The following is a 17525-nucleotide window of genomic DNA, read 5'->3' on the forward strand; positions in this document are numbered from 1 at the left end:
ATCCGGCACTCGAAGCATGAACTATACTACTCTTCGATTTCGATCTGCGATCTGTTGCCAAGCAACATCCAAATCGCTCCACTCGCTGCTTCCAAGGCCGTATGCGGACGGAAAGCAATGGCCCCATCGCAATCCATTCTGCACGTATATTGATGGCATGCCACTACCACCTCCGAATTGATCGAAGTATGCGAGGAGAGCACTGGCCCACGCGCGGCTCCGTTTAACGGCAAGAAGGAAGGCCTGCTGAGATGAGAATGCGACGAATTGCGTCGGGTTCAGCTTGAGCAGCGTGCGCTGCGAAAGCTCGATCAATCCACCGTCCACCGACGTGACAGTGGTATTCGACGCGATTCCATGCCCCAGAATGAACGAGCCAGGCGCAAGCGCCGCAGCATAGGTCGGGTTGACACCAGTGATTACGTTGGTCTCACCGTCGATCAAACCGGAGGCAAAGGGCAGCGTTCCGGTGACAAGCCCTGCAGCACTTACCGGCCTGATATCATGGTCCCATCCCCCCTCGTACATGATCACGGACTTACCGAGAGATTTCATCTTGTTCACGTAGGCAGGAAGCAACGCTCGCCCATACCGGTCCGTCGTTTCGCCACCTCCTACGGAGGGGTCAACCAGGCCCCTGACATACGCGGCGCAGACCACCTCTTGCGCTGCGGGATCTCCAATCGAGTTCACCCAAGCCTTGGTAAGGCTGTCAAGATTAGCAGCATCAAAGGCTTGGTTCGCGACGAAATAGCCGGCGAACGCAAATAGGTCGTGATGAGCCATTGGCGGCACTCTGGCCCCCCAAATATTCATCGGGTCCGCCAGAAAAAACTTTGTGCCCTCGATCCGCGCTGCGTTCACGCCGGAAACTCCAACTGTACCCTGGCCGGCCAACACGAAACGCAGCCGATGGCTATTCGACATAGCAGTCTTGATGTCCTCCACGTTCACCACGGACCGAAGAGTTGCCATACTTGCATAGTCAGCCTCGCCAGAGGTCGGCCAACGTAACAGACCACGATAGGCACAGTAGTAAGTCTGAGAAAACGCCGGGCCACCGGAGTTCCACGTCTCGTTGCTATACTCCAAAAAGAGGTCAACCCCGCTTGTCAATCCAGCAAATCCGTTGGCACCGTTGAGAACTGTCTTGACGGCCTGAATGCCCCAATTCGACGCCGGCGCATAATCGGGATCCATCGAACAAAGACCAAGGTGCGGGATATTGAGCCACATATGAATGGGATGCACGGGCTGCAGCGCGTTGACTTCGTTCACGAGCGCGGTGCAAATCTCAAGCGGCACCCCGCCCGCATGACCGTTATTTGCTCCCGCGTCGTTGAACATCCAGACGCCATAGACGTAATGGCCTTGGCCGTCGGTCCGCGCTGCTATCGACTTGTCGAAGATGAAGGTCTTGTAGTCTCCTGCCTTGATGTAGTCGTTGCCAAATTGGGAAGCCATGGCCTGCGGGACCGGAAATGTGACCGGATAGGCGCCGCGTCCTCCGACATCAAGCATGATGAACTGATTGACGCTGGCATTGCCCGAAAAGCTGCCAAATCCTGTCGTATCCACGTCGATCGCATAACGATCGCGGTCAATGACCGTAATCCGGCAAGGTCGCAGATGCAGCTTCGGCATCACGCCCTGGGACAATTGATGAACGACAACGTCATCCGTCGCGAAGCCATGCTCTGGCGCCGTCACGAAGCCCGGATTCGAATTGCTGACGGACTTGACCTTCTTTCCTCCCGCTCTCACCATGCTTGAGCCAATCCGGCAGGTGACGATCTCACCATGGAGCAATTGAGCGGGCATTCCTTTGACCGCGGCTAGAGCGTATTGATTAGTCCCCGTTGTTTCGCCATAGGGCGGAGAGGCGACCCAATTTGCTTGTCCCTCATATGCAGCGTAGCTCGGTAAGGTGCGGGTCTCAAAGCGAGTCAACTTCGAATTGTTGCCGCCAACCCAATCCATAAATCTGATCGCGCTGGGACAGAGATCCACGATCGACTTCTTATACGGTGTTCGAAATACTTTTCCTGCCTGTAGATCGGCCTCGTCGGTCAGTCGGTAGAACTGCACACCATGTAGACGAGCACCGACGCCATTCGGGTCGGTCGCCTGGATCACAACCGAGAACAATTGAGCCGGACCGGTAAAACTTAGTACGACATAGGAGTCTGAGCCGAATGTGGTCTGCCATGCATCGGGCGAGACGGGGGTTACATTCCGGCTCCGGCTCGAATAGAACGTCCAGGCGCCAGATTGCAGCATGAGTCTGACGACGCCATTTCCCTTCCATCTCAAGACATAAAACTGGCCACTACCAACTTCTCCATATTGGAAAGAGGCTGGAATTCGCACTCCGCCGCCGAATCCCCTATTATCCGATGGCCTAAGGCTGACCTTCGGATAACCGTCCGCCGCAACGACCTGAGTCCAGGTTGCTCCCTTACTCCAGGCATTTCCGACTGGTCCAAATTGCTCTGCAATCCGGAAATGATCGATAAAACGATATTCGTTACCTCCGGAGGCGAAGCCGATGTTGAGAACCGAGCGGAGTGAGACAACTTGGCTGGACGCCATCGCGAGAGAAGTTTCAGAAGCTGCGTGGCTCAATGACACGGGCGTCATGGTGAGAGCTGATACGGCCGTCAGAAATTCGCGACGATCAAGACTCATGGATGGAGCTCCGAAAATGCTCAAGTGACAAATTAACGATAGCAGCAGCAGAAACTGGGCTGTGCGAGATTATCCCGCTTTTGGTCATCCATCCCGTCCACGCCCGCCGCAGCACTGGATCACCGCTCCATCCCGCCATAAAATACACGCTATCTCGCCCACCACGCCGCGCGGCCCCACCGGATTGAACCACCTTGAAGCTGCTCGTTGTCATCGTCAATTATCGCGTCACCGACCTCGCCATCGATTGCCTGCGGTCCGTGGCGCCGGAGATCGCAAGCGTCCCGGACACGCAGGTCGCCATCTGTGAGAATGGGACCGGCGGCGATGCCGCGGCGCGGCTCCAGCGTGCCATCGACGAGCATGGCTGGGACGGGTGGTGCACGCTGACCACCCTCCCCGTCAATCTCGGCTTTACCGGCGGCAACAACGCCGTCATCCGGCCGGCACTCGCCGCGACCGACGCGCCGGACTACGTGTTGCTGCTCAACGCCGACACCGTGGTGCGGCCGGACGCCTTCAAGGCGCTGGTCGACTTCATGGATGCACATCCACAGGTTGGCATTGCCGGCAGCCGGCTCGAAGACCCCGACGGCACACCACAGCGCTCCGCCTTCCGCTTCCAGTCGCCACTCGGTGAATTCGAGGCGCATCTGCGGCTGGGCATCATCAGTCGGCTGCTCAATCGCTGGATGGTGGCGCCGCCCGTCGTCGACCGCACGTTTCAGACCGACTGGGTGCCCGGCGCCAGCATGATCATCCGCCGCGCGGTGCTCGATGAGATCGGCCTGCTCGACGAAGGCCTCTACACCTATTTCGACGATTGCGACTATTGCTTCCGGGCGCTGCGGCGGGGCTGGACCACATGGTATGTGCCGGGGAGCCGAGTTGTCCACCTCGTCGGACAGTCGACCGGCGTCACCGCAAGGCCGAAGCGCCTCCCCGCCTACGTATTCGAAGCGCGGCGGCGCTACTTCCTGAAGAATTTCGGGCCGCTGCGCGCAGCGCTGACGGACGCCGGCATGCTCACAGGCCTCGCGCTGTGGCGCCTGCGCGTGCGTCTCACCGGCAAGGAGGATAGCACGGCCCCCCACCTGCTCGGCGACTCGCTACGTCACAGCGTCTTCGCAAAGGGCTTTGCACTCAACACGGTGCGCAATCCGGCCTTGCCTGACTGCCCGCCCTCTCCCGCAGGAAGCGCCTAACGTAATCTCACCACGCGTCAGCATAGGCCGTCTCCAAGCAACTCCTGCACGCTGCCGCATCGAACCGAGACGATTTCCTGAACTCCGCCATCCTGCCATGCATGGCAACCAGTTCGGCGAAACTCTCGATGGTCTGATAATTCCGCCCGAGATAATCGTCGACCAGTATCCTGGTATCCCGCCCGACATGGCGCAGGCTTTCCAGCGCGCAGGCAACGCGGAAGCGCCCGTCGATCAGGATGGTGTCAGGAACGGCGTCTCGCAGAACAGGCCATGGTGCCTTGGGATACGCCTTCCATTTCTCGGTTCGCGACGGCGTCGGCCTGCCGAAGACGGGAAATCCCCACGCGTGAGTGACGCCGATATCCGGCCTCAGCACGGCAACCTCAGCCGTGGCGTCGGCGGGGATTGCGTCCAACACGGCCCGGCCGAAGACGGGATCGCTCTCGACGCTCACGAGCTTGCGGACCATACGCGATGCGGTCAGCGTCGACCCTCCGCTGCCATACTCGAGATAGACCGAGGTCGTTTCCAACGCGGTGGTGAAAGCGGCTAACCCCTCCTGATCCAGGGCGGGTGTCCGGATGACCTCGCAGCCCAGCAGGCGCTCGCGCGCAACGAAGATCGCGGCCTTGGAGAAATGTTCGACGCGCTGCCAGACTCCCATTCCAAGATCGCTCCTGCGACACGACCGTCGCGCCTCGCCTGGTTCCGGCCGCGCTCCAGATGGCGAGCCGTGCCCGTCCAACTGAGTACAGTTTATTCCCGCGCCCGATCCCTTTTGACGTGTTGTCGGCCAGCGGTGCAATCCCGATTTTCCCGTGAGCCGAAGGCACATGGGGAAAAACACCTCCAGCCGCCGGACCGACAGAGCCAGCCCTCGCGTGCCGAAAAGTCCGTTACCCTCTGGTTTTGCAGGATTTTTCCATTTCGACCGCTGCGCCGATTGAATTTAATCTCTCGACGATTTAAACGAGATTATACGGCACATTCCCGCGCTCCGCGCTGGACAATGTGTCGCGCCGGTCGCGGTTTTTCAAATCTATATTCAACAGTGTCGAATTAAATGCGTGCAGTGATTCTGGCCGGCGGCCTTGGAACCCGATTTGCCGAAGAGACGGATGTTCGGCCCAAGCCGATGATCGAGATCGGCGGCTGGCCGATCCTCTGGCACATCATGAAAATCTACAGCCATCACGGCATCCACGACTTCATCGTCTGCCTGGGCTACAAGGGTTACGTCATAAAGGAGTACTTCTCCAATTATTTCCTGCATCAGTCCAACGTCACCTTCGACCTGCGCGAGAATCGCATGGAAGTGCTCGAGAAGCACGCGGAGCCCTGGCGTGTCACGCTGATCGACACCGGCGAGGACACCATGATCGGAGGACGGATCAAGCGGATCCTGCCGTACGTCCGCGATGACGATGCGTTTTGTCTGACCTATGGCGACGGCGTAGCCGATATCGACATCCGGGAAAGCATCGCGTTTCACCGCCGGGAAGGACGACTTGCAACGGTGACCGCAACCAAGCCGCCGGGCCGCTTCGGCGCCATCAATCACGACGGCACGCGCGTGACCGGTTTCCAGGAAAAGCCCCGTGGTGACGGCGGCTGGATCAATGGCGGCTTCTTCGTGCTTTCGCCCAAGGTCGGCGACTATATCGCCGACGATGCGACGGTCTGGGAAAAGGAGCCCATGACCGCTCTGGCCCAGGACGGCCAGCTCAGCGCGTACTTCCATGACGGTTTTTGGCATCCGATGGATACACTGCGCGACAAGCGCTACCTTGAGGATCTCTGGTCGCGCAAGGTCGCGCCTTGGAAGAAGTGGTAGGCCCATGCGGATATTGATTACCGGGGCGATGGGCTATGTCGGGCCCGTTCTGGCGCGACATCTGCGCCGACGATTTCCCACGGCCGAATTGATCGGGTTCGACAGCGGCTTTTTTGCCCACAATCTCACCGCAGCGCAGAGGCTTCCGGAGACGCTGTTCGACCGGATCCATATCGGCGACATACGCGACTTCCCTGCGGAACTGCTCGACGGCGTCGATACCGTGGTCCACCTCGCAGCGATCTCGAACGATCCGATGGGCAAAGAATTCGAGCACGTCACGGAGCAGATCAACGAGCGCGCGAGCATCCGCCTGGCGCGGCTGGCAGAGCACCGAGGGGTGGCCCGGTTCGTGTTCGCGTCGAGTTGCAGCATCTATGGCGCGGCCGAGGGGCGCCCACGACGCGAAAGTGACGAGCTCAACCCTCTGACGGCCTATGCCCGCTCCAAGGTGGCCATGGAGGATACACTGCGGGCCAGTAATGAAGGGATGATGACCACGACTTGCCTGCGCTTCGCCACGGCGTGCGGCATGTCGGAGCGGCTGCGCCTCGATCTTGTGCTCAACGACTTCGTTGCCGCTGCGATGGCGACCGGAGAGATCACCGTCCTCTCGGATGGCACGCCGTGGCGCCCGCTGATCGATGTGAGCGATATGGCCCGCGCGATCGAATGGGCGATCGGACGCGACCCAGACCAAGGCGGTCGCTTTCTGGTCGTCAATGCCGGCAGCAACAGCGCCAATTACCAGGTGCGCGATCTGGCGGAGGTCGTCGCTGCGAAAATCCCGGACGTGCGCGTCAGCATCAACCGGCAAGCCCCGCCTGACAAGCGTTCCTACAAGGTAGACTTCTCACTGTTTGCGCAGCTCGCGCCGTCGCATACGCCCGTCGTATCCCTCACCGATTCCGTCAGAAACCTGCACGATGGCCTGCGCTCGATCGGTTTTGCGGATAGAGAGTTCAGGACCTCGTCCTTGATCCGGCTGCATTCGCTGAAAACCCATATCGCCGAGCGGCGGTTGTCCGCCGACCTCAGATGGCAAGAGGCAGAGAACAACCGCCGATGAAGTTCGTCCCGACACCGCTGCATGGCGCCTTTACCATCGAACTCGAGAAGCGCGGAGACGACCGCGGCTTCTTTGCGCGCTTCTTTTGCCAGCAGGAATTTGCCGAGGCCGGACTGCCGATGGCGGTGGTCCAGATCAACAATTCGCTCACAGCCAAGGCCGGCACGCTGCGCGGCATGCATTATCAGCTGCCGCCGGCCGCAGAAATCAAGGTGGTGCGGTGCATCAAAGGCGCGCTGTTCGATGCGATCATCGATCTGCGCCCGGACTCCCCGACCCATGGGCGCTGGTACGGCACCGAATTGACGGCCGAGAACCGGCGCATGCTGCTGGTGCCGCGCGGTTTCGCCCACGGCTTCCTGACGCTCGCCGACGACACCGAGGCCTTGTATCTCGTGAGCGCCACCTACGCGCCGGACCATGAACGTGGTGTGCGTTTCGATGATCCGCGCTTCGGCGTGCAATGGCCGCGGCCTCCGGTGGAGATGTCGCCCAAGGACCGCAACTGGCCCGATTTCGACCCGGCGTTCCACGGTTCAGAGTTGATGCGAGGATTGGCGTGAGGATCCTGTTGACGGGCGCCTCGTCCTTCACGGGGCTGTGGTTCGCACGTGAACTGGCGGCAAAAGGGCACACGGTCGTTGCACCGCTCAGAAGCGGCGATTACGACGGCATCCGAGCAATGCGCATCGCTGAGCTAAAAAAAATTGCGGCCGTTGTCGAGAACGCCCCCTTTGGGTCGGCACGCTTCCTCGACCTGATTGCGGACGGGACCTGGGACCTTCTCTGTCATCATGCCGCACAAACGCAGGACTATCGCAGCCCGGGTTTCGATGCCGCAGCGGCGCTCGCCGAAAACACCCACAACCTTGGGACCGTGCTGAAACAGCTGTTGAGCCGCGGCCTATCCGGGGTGGTCCTCACGGGCTCGGTATTCGAGAACGATGAGGGCGCGGGTACCGCGCCGCTTGCAGCCTTCTCGCCCTACGGCCTGTCGAAAGGATTCACCTGGCAGTCCTTCCGCTTTCTCAGCGCCACCATGGGGTTCAACCTCGGCAAATTCGTCATCGCCAATCCGTTCGGGCCGTTCGAGGAGCCTCGCTTCTGCAGCTATCTCATCCGGTGCTGGCTCAAGGACGAGGTCCCCTCGGTCCGCACGCCGCTCTACGTCCGCGACAACATCCATGTCGATCTGCTCGCACAAGCCTATCGGGATTGGGCCGAACGTGTGCCGGCGCAAACCAGCCGCATCGCAAGGTTCAACCCAAGCTTTTATGTCGAGAGTCAAGGCGCCTTCGCACGACGCTTCGCTGACGAAATGAGACCCCGCCTCGGCCGGCCGTGCGCCATTTCGCTGCTCGCTCAGACGGACTTTGCTGAGCCCATGGTCCGGATCAATACTGACCTGGTCGATGGCGGACGTTACGGCTGGAGCGCGACAGACGCGTGGCAGGCCGCAGCGGATTACTACCTGTCGATGGCATCGTAGCAGGGCATCGGGGCACAGAACCCGAATTGCAGATGCCCGGGTGGGTGAATGCCGCCGCGGTCCGAGATTGCTTCTTGCACCTAACGGGGCTTCCTCCGACCAAACATGCGTCGGCTCTGGAATTGGCGGCTCGCATGCGAACACCCGCTCGCCGCCGCGCGCAGCCGCCCTACTCCGAATTTGACCGAGCTGCTACGGCGGCAACTATCCTCGCGCTGACCTGCCCCCCCGCGCCCTCCTGACGGCGATGGCGATGTCCCCCAATCAGGGCGATTTCACCGCACATCGCGCAGAGTTCCGCAAGCATCCGCAGAGGGCCGGGTTTGACATCGGCTTCCAGGCAGCAGCTGTCCCCCGATTAAAGTGCGGCGAGGGCTCGGGCAGTAGAGCTACGGGGACGATATTTCTGCGCAGCAGGGCTCGATAGAAGCCATCAATTTAATGAAATGAAACATTTAAGCTGTCGACAATTGCTTTTTCCGAGAGGTCTCCTCCGGATATTGCCAATGGTGCAATGGCCGATTCTTATCGATACTTGAGTATGGCTTCCTGGCCGTTCGCATTAATGCCGCCGAGCAGCATTCGCTCAGCGCCGAATGACACCCTTCCGAGCCAGACCGCGGATCAGTGTCATTGCTATTTATCGTGCATTGCGAAACGAAAATTGGTTCGGCAGGCAATTCTTGCACAACTTTGCGATAAGGCCGCCAGTTGGCTTGCAATTTCCCGCCGCTGGTCACAAATACTGTGACGTCCTGTCAACTGCAAGTTGATCTGCGGTCATTTTTTCGTTTTGATGAGTTGCGAATCCGGGAAAATGTGACGCTCTTATCCTTCGCGCGACTTTAACTGCCACGAGGAGACGCTAGGCGCCAAGATGCCGAAGTCAGACCCCATGAAAGCATTCAATTTCAATTCCATGACCGTAGACGAGATGTGGCAGCTCTACGAGGAAGTTGGGCGGGTCCTTTCGGTGCGGCTGGCCTCTGAAAAACGCGAACTGGAAAATCGGCTCGCGCGGCTCAATCGGGAAAAGGGCATGGGTGGCCCTGATCTTTCTGCGGCGCAACCCGCAACTCGCGGACGAAGAAAATACCCAAGAGTTTATCCCAAATATCAGAATCCGAGTCAGCCGTCGGAAACGTGGTCCGGCCGCGGCAAGCAGCCACGCTGGCTGGTCGCAGCGCTCAAGACGGGGCGGCATATCGAGGATTTTGTGATCAAAAAAGCCGAAGATTCCAAGAGTTCTGGCCAGAAGAAGGGCCATCGTGCGCGATGATCCTGGTCGGCAATGGAGGCTGGACGTGAAACGTTTGGCAAGCGTGGCGTTATTCTGCATTCTCGTGCCCCATACGGTTTGGGCTGAAGGCCTTGCGACAAAATTTCGCGTCGCGCAATCGTCGACCGAAGCCTGCCTCGCCAATTGCGCCGCAGTGGATGCGTCCTGCAAACGTATCTGCCCAACGACCTTGGGAGCCCCCTGCGTCAGTTCGTGTGACGGCCAAGCTCAGACCTGCCGGCAGGCCTGCAGGGGTCGTTAGCCGAGGACGGCGCCCCGACATCTCTGACCGCCGCGCACACACTTAACTCCATCCCCGTACTGGGATGTTCTATTGGTCTTTCGGAATTCTCCGACGATTGAGCGAGCGGCGGCGGCGCGCTTGCCGTTCTCTCTCCTCGACCTTGTCCCGAAGCTTCTTGACCTCGGCATAGCTCGCTCTCAGGGCCTCATCGTCGTGCAACGGGAGATCCGGCGGTTCGCTGCTCGTGTAACGCTTGTCCTTCATGACATACTCTAATGCACTATCTGCAATCTTCGAATGACCCACTATTGATGGGTGGCGCAGCGAACTGATCCAACCTCGATCGGCAATTGATCTCCCGCGACGAGGGACTTCAGATCCCACGGCTCGGCTCCAACAGTTGCACGACGAGAGGCGCCGCTCATCACGCATCACCGCTCTCTTAACTCCACATGCGCAAATGGCGTGCGTGGAGGGACATCTTCAAGTTCCGCGACGACCGACCTGTCGGCATCGTGCTCTAGTATGCGTTACGCTTCCGCAGGACCTCGAAAAACGTCTTGATGAGTATTTGGACGTCGAGCCAAAGACTCCAGTTGTTGATGTACCAAAGATCGAGCTTCACACGTTCCTTGACGTATTCCAGGGAAGGGGTCGCCCCTCTCGCACCATTGCATTGCGCCCAGCCGGTCATGCCTGGTTTGACATGATGCCGAAAGGCGTATTCCCGCAGAGCCTTCTCGAAATAACTGTCATGCGCGAGGGCATGTGGACGTGGCCCGATCAGTGACATCTCACCCCGCAGGACATTGAGAAACTGCGGCAGTTCATCGATGCTCGCAGCCCTCAGCGGCTTCCCCACCCGGGTGACCCTCGGATCATTGCGCACAGCCTGAACGATATCCGGTCCGTTCTCCTGAACCGTCATGGTCCGGAATTTGAACATGACAAATTCCTTCCCATTAAACCCCTTACGGGATTGCTTGAAGATCACCGGCCCCGGGCTGTCGATCTTGATGGCAACGGCGGTCAACAGCAGGACTGGCGAAAGAAAAAGCAGCGCCAGGCTGGACAGCACGATGTCCATACCACGCTTGACCAGTCGTTCCATGGCCGTAAGCGGCGCCCGCTGAATATCGACCGTCAACACCCGCTGCCGGGCGGACCACACATAACTCGTCAGCGTTCTGACCCGCATGTCAGGCAGCAGGCGCGCAGCGATGGGAACCGTTTTGAGGTAGTCGCGGACAAGGTCGAACCGCGCCGAGTCGTGCCAGGGCAAGATCACCAGCAGTTCCCTGCAGTCATTTTGGCGCACGAAGTTCGAGAGCGAGGCGAGCGTTCGCCGGTCCGCCGCCTCGCGCGCGTTGGGATCACATTCATCGCTCAAGGCAAACTGCACAGCACTGGGCGCGCCAACGAATCCGAGCATGTCCCGCTGGTCGAGAGCATCCAATTCCGTTCGATCGCCTAGTATCACGACGTCGCGGCGTCCGATGACGTCATGCACGAGCGCATTGGAAAGCCAATATTTCGTCAGCTTGCGCACGCCGAGCAATCCGACCGGCGTGACGACGTAAAAACCGATGAAAGCTCCCCGGGAAAAGAAGACGCTGACTTTGAACAGGAACGCAAAAAACGCGAGCAGCAAACCGGTCATCGACCAGACCACAACGACCTCGGTGATCTCCACGGTCGGCTTTGCGCTGTCGAACAGCTCATAATAGCCGCTACCGCTCATCCTCGAGATATGGATGAAGGCAGCCAGGAGACCGAGCGCGCAATAGGGAAGGAGGTCGGAGGCCCGATAGCCAGCCAGATACTCGTAACCCAGTCCGGCACCGACACAGGAAAACAGGATGATCAGGGCATCCGCGGTCGAAAGCACATAGGGAATCAGATTGCCGGAGAGGACGACGGAATCCCTGGTCGGGACCGCGGGCTGCTCCATCGCCTGATGTATCTCAGAACCAGTCGGCATGAACAAACACTCTGGGGCCGAAAGGCTGACGTAGCGACGCCAACCACACCCCAATAAGCGACGCATTAAAACACAGTTTAATTTCTTATTAATACTCGAAAATATAAAATAAAGAAACGACAGATGCAAAATATCCGATGGCAGTCAGCCCACTACGGAACCCATAGAAATGACTGCACTTTCTGTGTACGCCTGTGTTGCTGGGATTTATATCGGCCTATATTTTGATATTTTGGCGCTCGTTCCGCTCTTCACCTTGGGTGCAGGCTTCCTCGTGCTGACGGGCTGGGTGGTCGGCGCCGACCTGGCCGGACTCGCCAAGCAACTGGTGGCGCCGCTCGTCTGCCTGCAGTTCGGTTACGTGAGCGGCATCTGGTCGCGCGACAGCTATGCCAAATTCCTCAGGCGAGTGAACCCGCGCGGTCTAGGCCCGCGAACCTGAAACTGCATCAGGCGCCGACACCCGCACAAATCGAGCGGGCACTGTACCGGCTTTCCAGGGCGCGATCGAGCTCAGACGAAGACACACACGCAGAGATCGCACTTATTTATCTTTGCGACCACAATAGGACCGACGCGAGCATGAGCTGACTGCTCCCGCAGTTCATTGCGATTGGCGCGGGCGAACCCGCGGTTGATCTACTCCCGGTCCGGCCAATCTGTGAAGGCCAGAACCCAAAGTGCGATCAGATTGACCAGCGGAATGAGCGTCAGGATCGACCAAATCGGCGAAAGCCCGAGACGGCTGAGAATGCGGCCCACCGGATAGATGACCACCGCGATCATTACGATGAACCAAAACCAATGGGCCGGGCCGAAGCCGTACATCCAATAGTCCATCATCTGCAGCCTCCAGCGAGAACCGGCCAGCATCCTGCCGCAGCTTTCAAATCGCTCGGTTGATCCAGATCAGGGTCTTGCCCACGTCCCGTTTGCGGGCTCGCTGACATGTGTGCGATGTGGAATTCTTCACAGCAAACAGCACTTCTCCTGTGGCGCTTGTGCTCCGTCAGATGGACCCGCAAGGGAGCACAGCAACGGAGTTCGCCCTTGCCGAGCCATTCTGTCGTCGATCATGGCGCACCTTACTCGGCAGCCTCGGCAATGGGCTTTGCCATCGCTTGCTCGTTGACGTTGGTCGGATGCAACCGGAATCCTTTGACCAGCCCGAAGATCGCCGGGATCACGATCAGCGTCAGCAAGGTCGACGAGATCATGCCGCCGATCATCGGCACGGCGATGCGCTGCATGATCTCCGATCCCGTTCCTGTGCTCCACATGATCGGCAGAAGGCCGGCCATGATCGCGACGACTGTCATCATCTTCGGACGGACCCGCTCGACGGCGCCCTCCATGATGGCGTCGTAAAGGTCCTCACGCGTCAGGCGGCGGCCTTCTTCCGCACGCCGCTTCACCCTCATCTCGGCGAGGGCGTGATTGAGGTAAATCAGCATGATCACGCCAGTCTCGGCGGCGACGCCGGCGAGCGCGATGAACCCAACCGCCACCGCGACCGAGAGATTGAAGCCGAGCCACCACATCATCCAGATGCCGCCGACCAGCGCAAACGGCAGCGACAGCATCACGATCAAAGTCTCGGTCAGCGACCTGAAGTTCAGGTACAGCAGCAGGAAGATAATGGTCAGCGTCACCGGGACCACGATCTTCAGGCGGGCAGCGGCACGTTGCAGATATTCGTACTGGCCGCTCCAGATCACGTAATAGCCCGCTGGAAACTGGATGCTCTCGGTCACGGCGCGTTGCGCGTCGGCCACGTAGCTTCCGACGTCGCGATCGCGAATATCGACATAAACGTAGGTCGCGAGCTGTCCGTTCTCGGTGCGGATCGAGGTGGGGCCGCGGGCCGGCTCGACTTTTGCGACCTCGCCGAGCGGCACGGCGCCGCCGGTGGGCATCGGCACCAGGATGTCGCCGGCGATGGCCTTCGGATTGTCGCGGAGATCCCGCGGATAGCGCATGTTCACCGTGAACCGCTGCCGCCCCTCGACCGTCGTGGTGACCGTCTGGCCGCCGAGCGCCGCAGCGATCGTGTCCTGCACGTCCTGGATCAGGATGCCGTAGCGGGCGAGCGCCTCGCGATCCGGGGTGATCTCCAGGTAGTATCCGCCGATGCCGCGTTCGGCATAGGCCGAAGAGGTCCCAGGAACCGTCTTGATGACGCGCTCGATCTGCTTGGCCAGCCGATCGATTTCGACGAGGTCGGTGCCCATGACCTTGATGCCGACGGGCGTGCGGATACCGGTGGAGAGCATGTCGATGCGCGCCCTGATCGGCATGGTCCAGGCGTTCGACACGCCGGGAAACTGCAGCGCCTTGTCCATCTCGGCAATGAGGCCGTCGACGGTGACGCCAGGCCGCCACTGCTCTTTCGGCTTCAGGTTGACCACGGTCTCGAACATCTCGGTCGGCGCCGGATCGGTCGCGGTCGCCGCCCGGCCGGCCTTGCCGTAGACCGAGGCGACCTCCGGGACCGACTTGATGATGCGGTCCTGCATCTGCATCAGGTCGGCCGCCTTCGTGACGGAGATGCCGGGCAGCGTGGTCGGCATGTAGAGCAGCGTGCCTTCATTCAACGTCGGCATGAACTCGGTGCCGAGCTGGCGGGCCGGCCAGATCGTGACCGCGAGGAGCGCTACGGCAGCGAGAATGACCAAGGTCTTGGCCCGCAGCACGCCCTTGATCACGGGGCGGTAGATCCAGATCAGGAAGCGATTGATGAAGTTCTTGTGCTCGGGGACGATCCTTCCACGAACGAAGATCACCATCAGCGCCGGCACCAGCGTCACGGACAAGAGAGCCGCCGCGGCCATCGAGAAGGTCTTGGTGAAGGCGAGCGGGCTGAACAGCCGGCCCTCCTGCGCTTCCAAGGTGAAGATCGGCATGAAGGAGACGGTGATGATGAGCAGACTGAAGAACAGCGCCGGCCCGACCTCCGAGGCCGCATCGATCAGGATCTGGACTCGCGATTGCTCGGGCTTGGCCCGCTCGAGATGCTTGTGGGCGTTCTCGATCATGACGATCGCGGCGTCCACCATGGCGCCGATTGCGATCGCGATGCCGCCGAGACTCATGATGTTGGAGCCGAGCCCCAGCGGCTTCATGGCGCCGAACGCCATCAGCACGCCGACGGGAAGCATCAGGATCGCCACCAGCGCGCTGCGGACGTGCAGCAGGAACGCCACGCAGACCAGCGCGACGACGAAGCTCTCCTCCACGAGCGTGTGCTTGAGCGTGTCGATGGCAGCATAGATCAGGTTGGAGCGATCGTAGACCGGGACGATCTCGACCGATTTCGGCAGGCTGCTCGCGATCTCCTTGAAGCGCTTCTTGACGTTCTCGATCACATCGAGCGCGTTCACGCCGAAGCGCTGCAGCACGATGCCGCTCGCGACCTCACCCTCGCCGTTCAGCTCGGCGATGCCGCGCCGCTCGTCGGGACCGAGCTCGACGCGCGCGACGTCGCGCAACAGCACCGGCGTGCCACCGGAGGTCTTCAGCACGATGTTGCCGAGATCGTTGATGCTCCTGAGGTAGCCCTTGCCGCGAATGACATATTCGAATTCCGAGAGCTCGACGGTGCGCCCGCCGACATCGGCGTTGCTGGCGCGAATGGCCTCCCGGATCTTCTGCATGCTGATGCCGCGATCGCGCATCCGCTGCGGATCGAGGACCACGTTGTATTGCTTGACGAAGCCACCGATGCTGGCGACCTCGGCGACGCCTTCGGCCTTGGCCAGCGCGAATTTCAAGTTCCAGTCCTGGATCGTGCGCGTGTCGGCCAGGTTCAACTCTTTCGAGATCACGGCATACTGGTAGACCCAGCCGACGCCGGTGGCATCGGGGCCGATCGTGGGCGTGACGCCAGCCGGCAATCTGGACGCCGCGCTGTTGAGAAATTCCATCACACGCGAACGCGCCCAATAGATGTCGGTGCCATCCTCGAAGATGACGTAGACGAAGGACACGCCGAAAAAGGAGAAGCCGCGCACGACCTTGGACTTCGGCACGGTCAACATCGCCGTCGTCAGCGGATACGTGACCTGATCTTCAATGACCTGCGGTGCCTGGCCCGGGTATTCGGTGTAGACAATGACCTGGGTGTCGGAGAGGTCCGGAATTGCATCCAATGGGAGGTGCACGAGCGCATAGAGGCCGGCAGCGGCCGCAAAGCCGGTGCCGAACAGCACCAGCAGCAGGTTGCGCGCGGACCAGGCGATGATGCGGGCGATCATTGCTGGTCTCCCTTGTTCTTCATGCCGTTCATGTCGCTCGACGGAACTGTTGCCCGCGGCGCGTCCGCTTCGGAAAAGCTCTTCAACGCCGCCTTCAAGTTGCTTTCGGCGTCGATCAGGAAGTTCGCCGAGGTGACCACCGCTTCACCTGCGGAAAGGCCGTCCCGCACCTCGATGTAGCCGCCGCCGCGGCGACCGAGCTTCACCTGCCGCGGCTCATACCGGCCTTCGCTCTTGTCGACGAGGACGACCTGGCGCGTACCGGTGTCGAGCACCGAACTGTCGGCTACGGCCAGGACGGGCGCGGCATCGGCGGTGTCGATATCGGCATCGACGTACATGTCCGGCAGCAGTGCGAAGTCCGGATTGGCCAGTTCGACCCGGACGCGAGCGGTCCGCGTATCGCGGTTCACTTGGGGATAGATGACCGAAATTTTTCCTGAGAAGGTCCGGCCGGGAAAACTGCGCGCCCGAATCGCAACCGGCTGTCCCACCGCGATGCTGCCCAAGTCCCGTTCGGCCACATCGATCAAAGCCCAGACGAGCGATATGTCCGCGATCCGAAACAGCACATCGCCCGGATTGGCCCGCATGCCTTCGACCGCGTTGCGTTCGAGCACGATCCCGTCGCGGGGCGCCGACCACTGCACCGTGACGGGCGCAACGTGGGACTTCTCCATCGTTGCGATGACCGGTTCCGGAACATCCAGATTGGTCAAGCGCTGGCGGGAGCCGCGGCCGTAGGACTCGATGCCGCCCACGATCTTCGAGTTGATGGTGGAAAGATACTCCGCTGCCGCGGCGGCAATGGCCGAACTGTAGATTTCCATCAGCGGCTGGCCCGCCTTGACGCGGGTGCCGGTGGTCACGTCGGCCACCTTCTGGACGAAGCTTTCGGAGCGCATCGCGATCACCGACACACGCCGCTCATCCAGCTGGACGGTGCCCGGCGCCCTGATCGAGACGCTGATCGCGCGTCGCTCGACGGGCTCGGACTTCACACCGGTGCGCTGGATCTTGCCCGGCGAAAGCTTGACGGCACTGTCATCGGTGTCGTCACCTTCATAGACCGGGACGTAGTTCATCCCCATTGGGTCCTTCTTGGGGATGGGGGACGTGTCCGGCAGGCCCATAGGGTTGCGGTAGTAGAGAATTTTGCGCGACGAATCCGCCTGCTGCTTCGGCTTGGCGGGCTCGGAAGAGCCCTCGTCCTCATCATAGACCGGCAGATAGTCACGGCCATCGCTGTCCTTCTTCGGACCGGCTGACCAGAACGGCGCCCCGCTTGGATCACGGTAGTAGAGCGCGGGCCTCTCGGCGGCGACGGCCGGCGGTGCGAGATGCGAGCCTAACGGCCAAAGGGATTTTTGTGACGTCCAATATCCGCCTGCGGCCAGGCCGATGCCGAGCGCAAATGCCGTCAGGAGTCGAATCGTGGTCATGGCGTTTACCTGCTGATCGTGAATGAGGGCCGCAATCG

The 17525-nt window shown here is 60.5% G+C and carries 13 protein-coding genes; 7 read left to right on the forward strand and 6 right to left on the reverse strand.

Annotated features, from left to right (window positions below):
• Nucleotides 1-21: 21 nt before the first annotated feature.
• Nucleotides 22-2688 carry a hypothetical protein gene (locus QXZ85_RS14695; RefSeq protein WP_315741977.1) on the reverse strand — a complete coding sequence of 889 codons (2667 nt, stop codon included), beginning with the start codon at nucleotides 2686-2688 and terminating at the stop codon, nucleotides 22-24.
• Nucleotides 2689-2882: 194 nt separating this feature from the next.
• Between QXZ85_RS14695 and QXZ85_RS14700 the strand changes: the two genes are divergently transcribed.
• On the forward strand, nucleotides 2883-3893 hold the full coding sequence (locus QXZ85_RS14700) for a glycosyltransferase family 2 protein (RefSeq protein WP_315741978.1): 1011 nt from the start codon (nucleotides 2883-2885) through the stop codon (nucleotides 3891-3893).
• Between the two features lie 7 nt (nucleotides 3894-3900).
• On the opposite strand, the gene QXZ85_RS14705 is transcribed toward QXZ85_RS14700, so the two are convergent.
• Nucleotides 3901-4560, reverse strand: a complete 660-nt coding sequence (locus tag QXZ85_RS14705; RefSeq protein WP_315704761.1) for a hypothetical protein — start codon at nucleotides 4558-4560, stop codon at nucleotides 3901-3903.
• Nucleotides 4561-4959: 399 nt separating this feature from the next.
• Here QXZ85_RS14705 and rfbF point away from each other — a divergent pair, with 399 nt between their 5' ends.
• The 5 genes from rfbF to QXZ85_RS14730 all read left to right on the forward strand — a co-directional run bounded on the left by rfbF (nucleotide 4960) and on the right by QXZ85_RS14730 (nucleotide 9567).
• Nucleotides 4960-5730 (forward strand): glucose-1-phosphate cytidylyltransferase, encoded by a 771-nt coding sequence (gene rfbF, locus QXZ85_RS14710; protein WP_315704762.1) that lies wholly within the window; start codon nucleotides 4960-4962, stop codon nucleotides 5728-5730.
• Nucleotides 5731-5734: 4 nt separating this feature from the next.
• Nucleotides 5735-6799: an SDR family oxidoreductase gene (locus tag QXZ85_RS14715; protein ID WP_315704763.1), complete on the forward strand. Its 1065-nt coding sequence runs from the start codon at nucleotides 5735-5737 to the stop codon at nucleotides 6797-6799.
• Nucleotides 6796-7362, forward strand: a complete 567-nt coding sequence (rfbC, locus tag QXZ85_RS14720) for a dTDP-4-dehydrorhamnose 3,5-epimerase (RefSeq protein ID WP_315704764.1) — start codon at nucleotides 6796-6798, stop codon at nucleotides 7360-7362. The genes QXZ85_RS14715 and rfbC overlap by 4 nt, the downstream gene beginning before the upstream one ends.
• Complete coding sequence (locus tag QXZ85_RS14725) at nucleotides 7359-8288, forward strand: NAD(P)-dependent oxidoreductase (RefSeq protein WP_315730639.1); 930 nt, start codon at nucleotides 7359-7361, stop codon at nucleotides 8286-8288. Before rfbC ends, QXZ85_RS14725 begins: the two co-directional genes overlap by 4 nt.
• 895 nt (nucleotides 8289-9183) lie before the next feature.
• Nucleotides 9184-9567, forward strand: a complete 384-nt coding sequence (locus QXZ85_RS14730) for an H-NS histone family protein (RefSeq protein ID WP_315704766.1) — start codon at nucleotides 9184-9186, stop codon at nucleotides 9565-9567.
• Between the two features lie 764 nt (nucleotides 9568-10331).
• On the opposite strand, the gene QXZ85_RS14735 is transcribed toward QXZ85_RS14730, so the two are convergent.
• Nucleotides 10332-11792, reverse strand: coding sequence for an undecaprenyl-phosphate glucose phosphotransferase (locus tag QXZ85_RS14735; protein ID WP_315704767.1), 1461 nt, complete (start codon nucleotides 11790-11792; stop codon nucleotides 10332-10334).
• Between the two features lie 169 nt (nucleotides 11793-11961).
• Here QXZ85_RS14735 and QXZ85_RS14740 point away from each other — a divergent pair, with 169 nt between their 5' ends.
• Nucleotides 11962-12234, forward strand: a complete 273-nt coding sequence (locus QXZ85_RS14740; RefSeq protein WP_315704768.1) for a hypothetical protein — start codon at nucleotides 11962-11964, stop codon at nucleotides 12232-12234.
• Nucleotides 12235-12431: 197 nt separating this feature from the next.
• On the opposite strand, the gene QXZ85_RS14745 is transcribed toward QXZ85_RS14740, so the two are convergent.
• The 3 genes from QXZ85_RS14745 to QXZ85_RS14755 all read right to left on the reverse strand — a co-directional run bounded on the left by QXZ85_RS14745 (nucleotide 12432) and on the right by QXZ85_RS14755 (nucleotide 17487).
• Nucleotides 12432-12635 carry a hypothetical protein gene (locus QXZ85_RS14745; protein ID WP_315704769.1) on the reverse strand — a complete coding sequence of 68 codons (204 nt, stop codon included), beginning with the start codon at nucleotides 12633-12635 and terminating at the stop codon, nucleotides 12432-12434.
• Between the two features lie 242 nt (nucleotides 12636-12877).
• A complete protein-coding gene (locus QXZ85_RS14750; RefSeq protein WP_315768416.1) occupies nucleotides 12878-16045 on the reverse strand; it encodes an efflux RND transporter permease subunit in 3168 nt (1055 codons plus the stop codon).
• The gene (locus QXZ85_RS14755) at nucleotides 16042-17487 is read right to left on the reverse strand and encodes an efflux RND transporter periplasmic adaptor subunit (RefSeq protein WP_315765353.1); all 1446 of its coding nucleotides are present in this window, start codon (nucleotides 17485-17487) and stop codon (nucleotides 16042-16044) included. Before QXZ85_RS14755 ends, QXZ85_RS14750 begins: the two co-directional genes overlap by 4 nt.
• Nucleotides 17488-17525 lie beyond the last annotated feature (38 nt).

Origin of the sequence: Bradyrhizobium sp. SZCCHNGR1005 (assembly GCF_032489995.1) — a bacterium.
Lineage (GTDB): Bacteria > Pseudomonadota > Alphaproteobacteria > Rhizobiales > Xanthobacteraceae > Bradyrhizobium.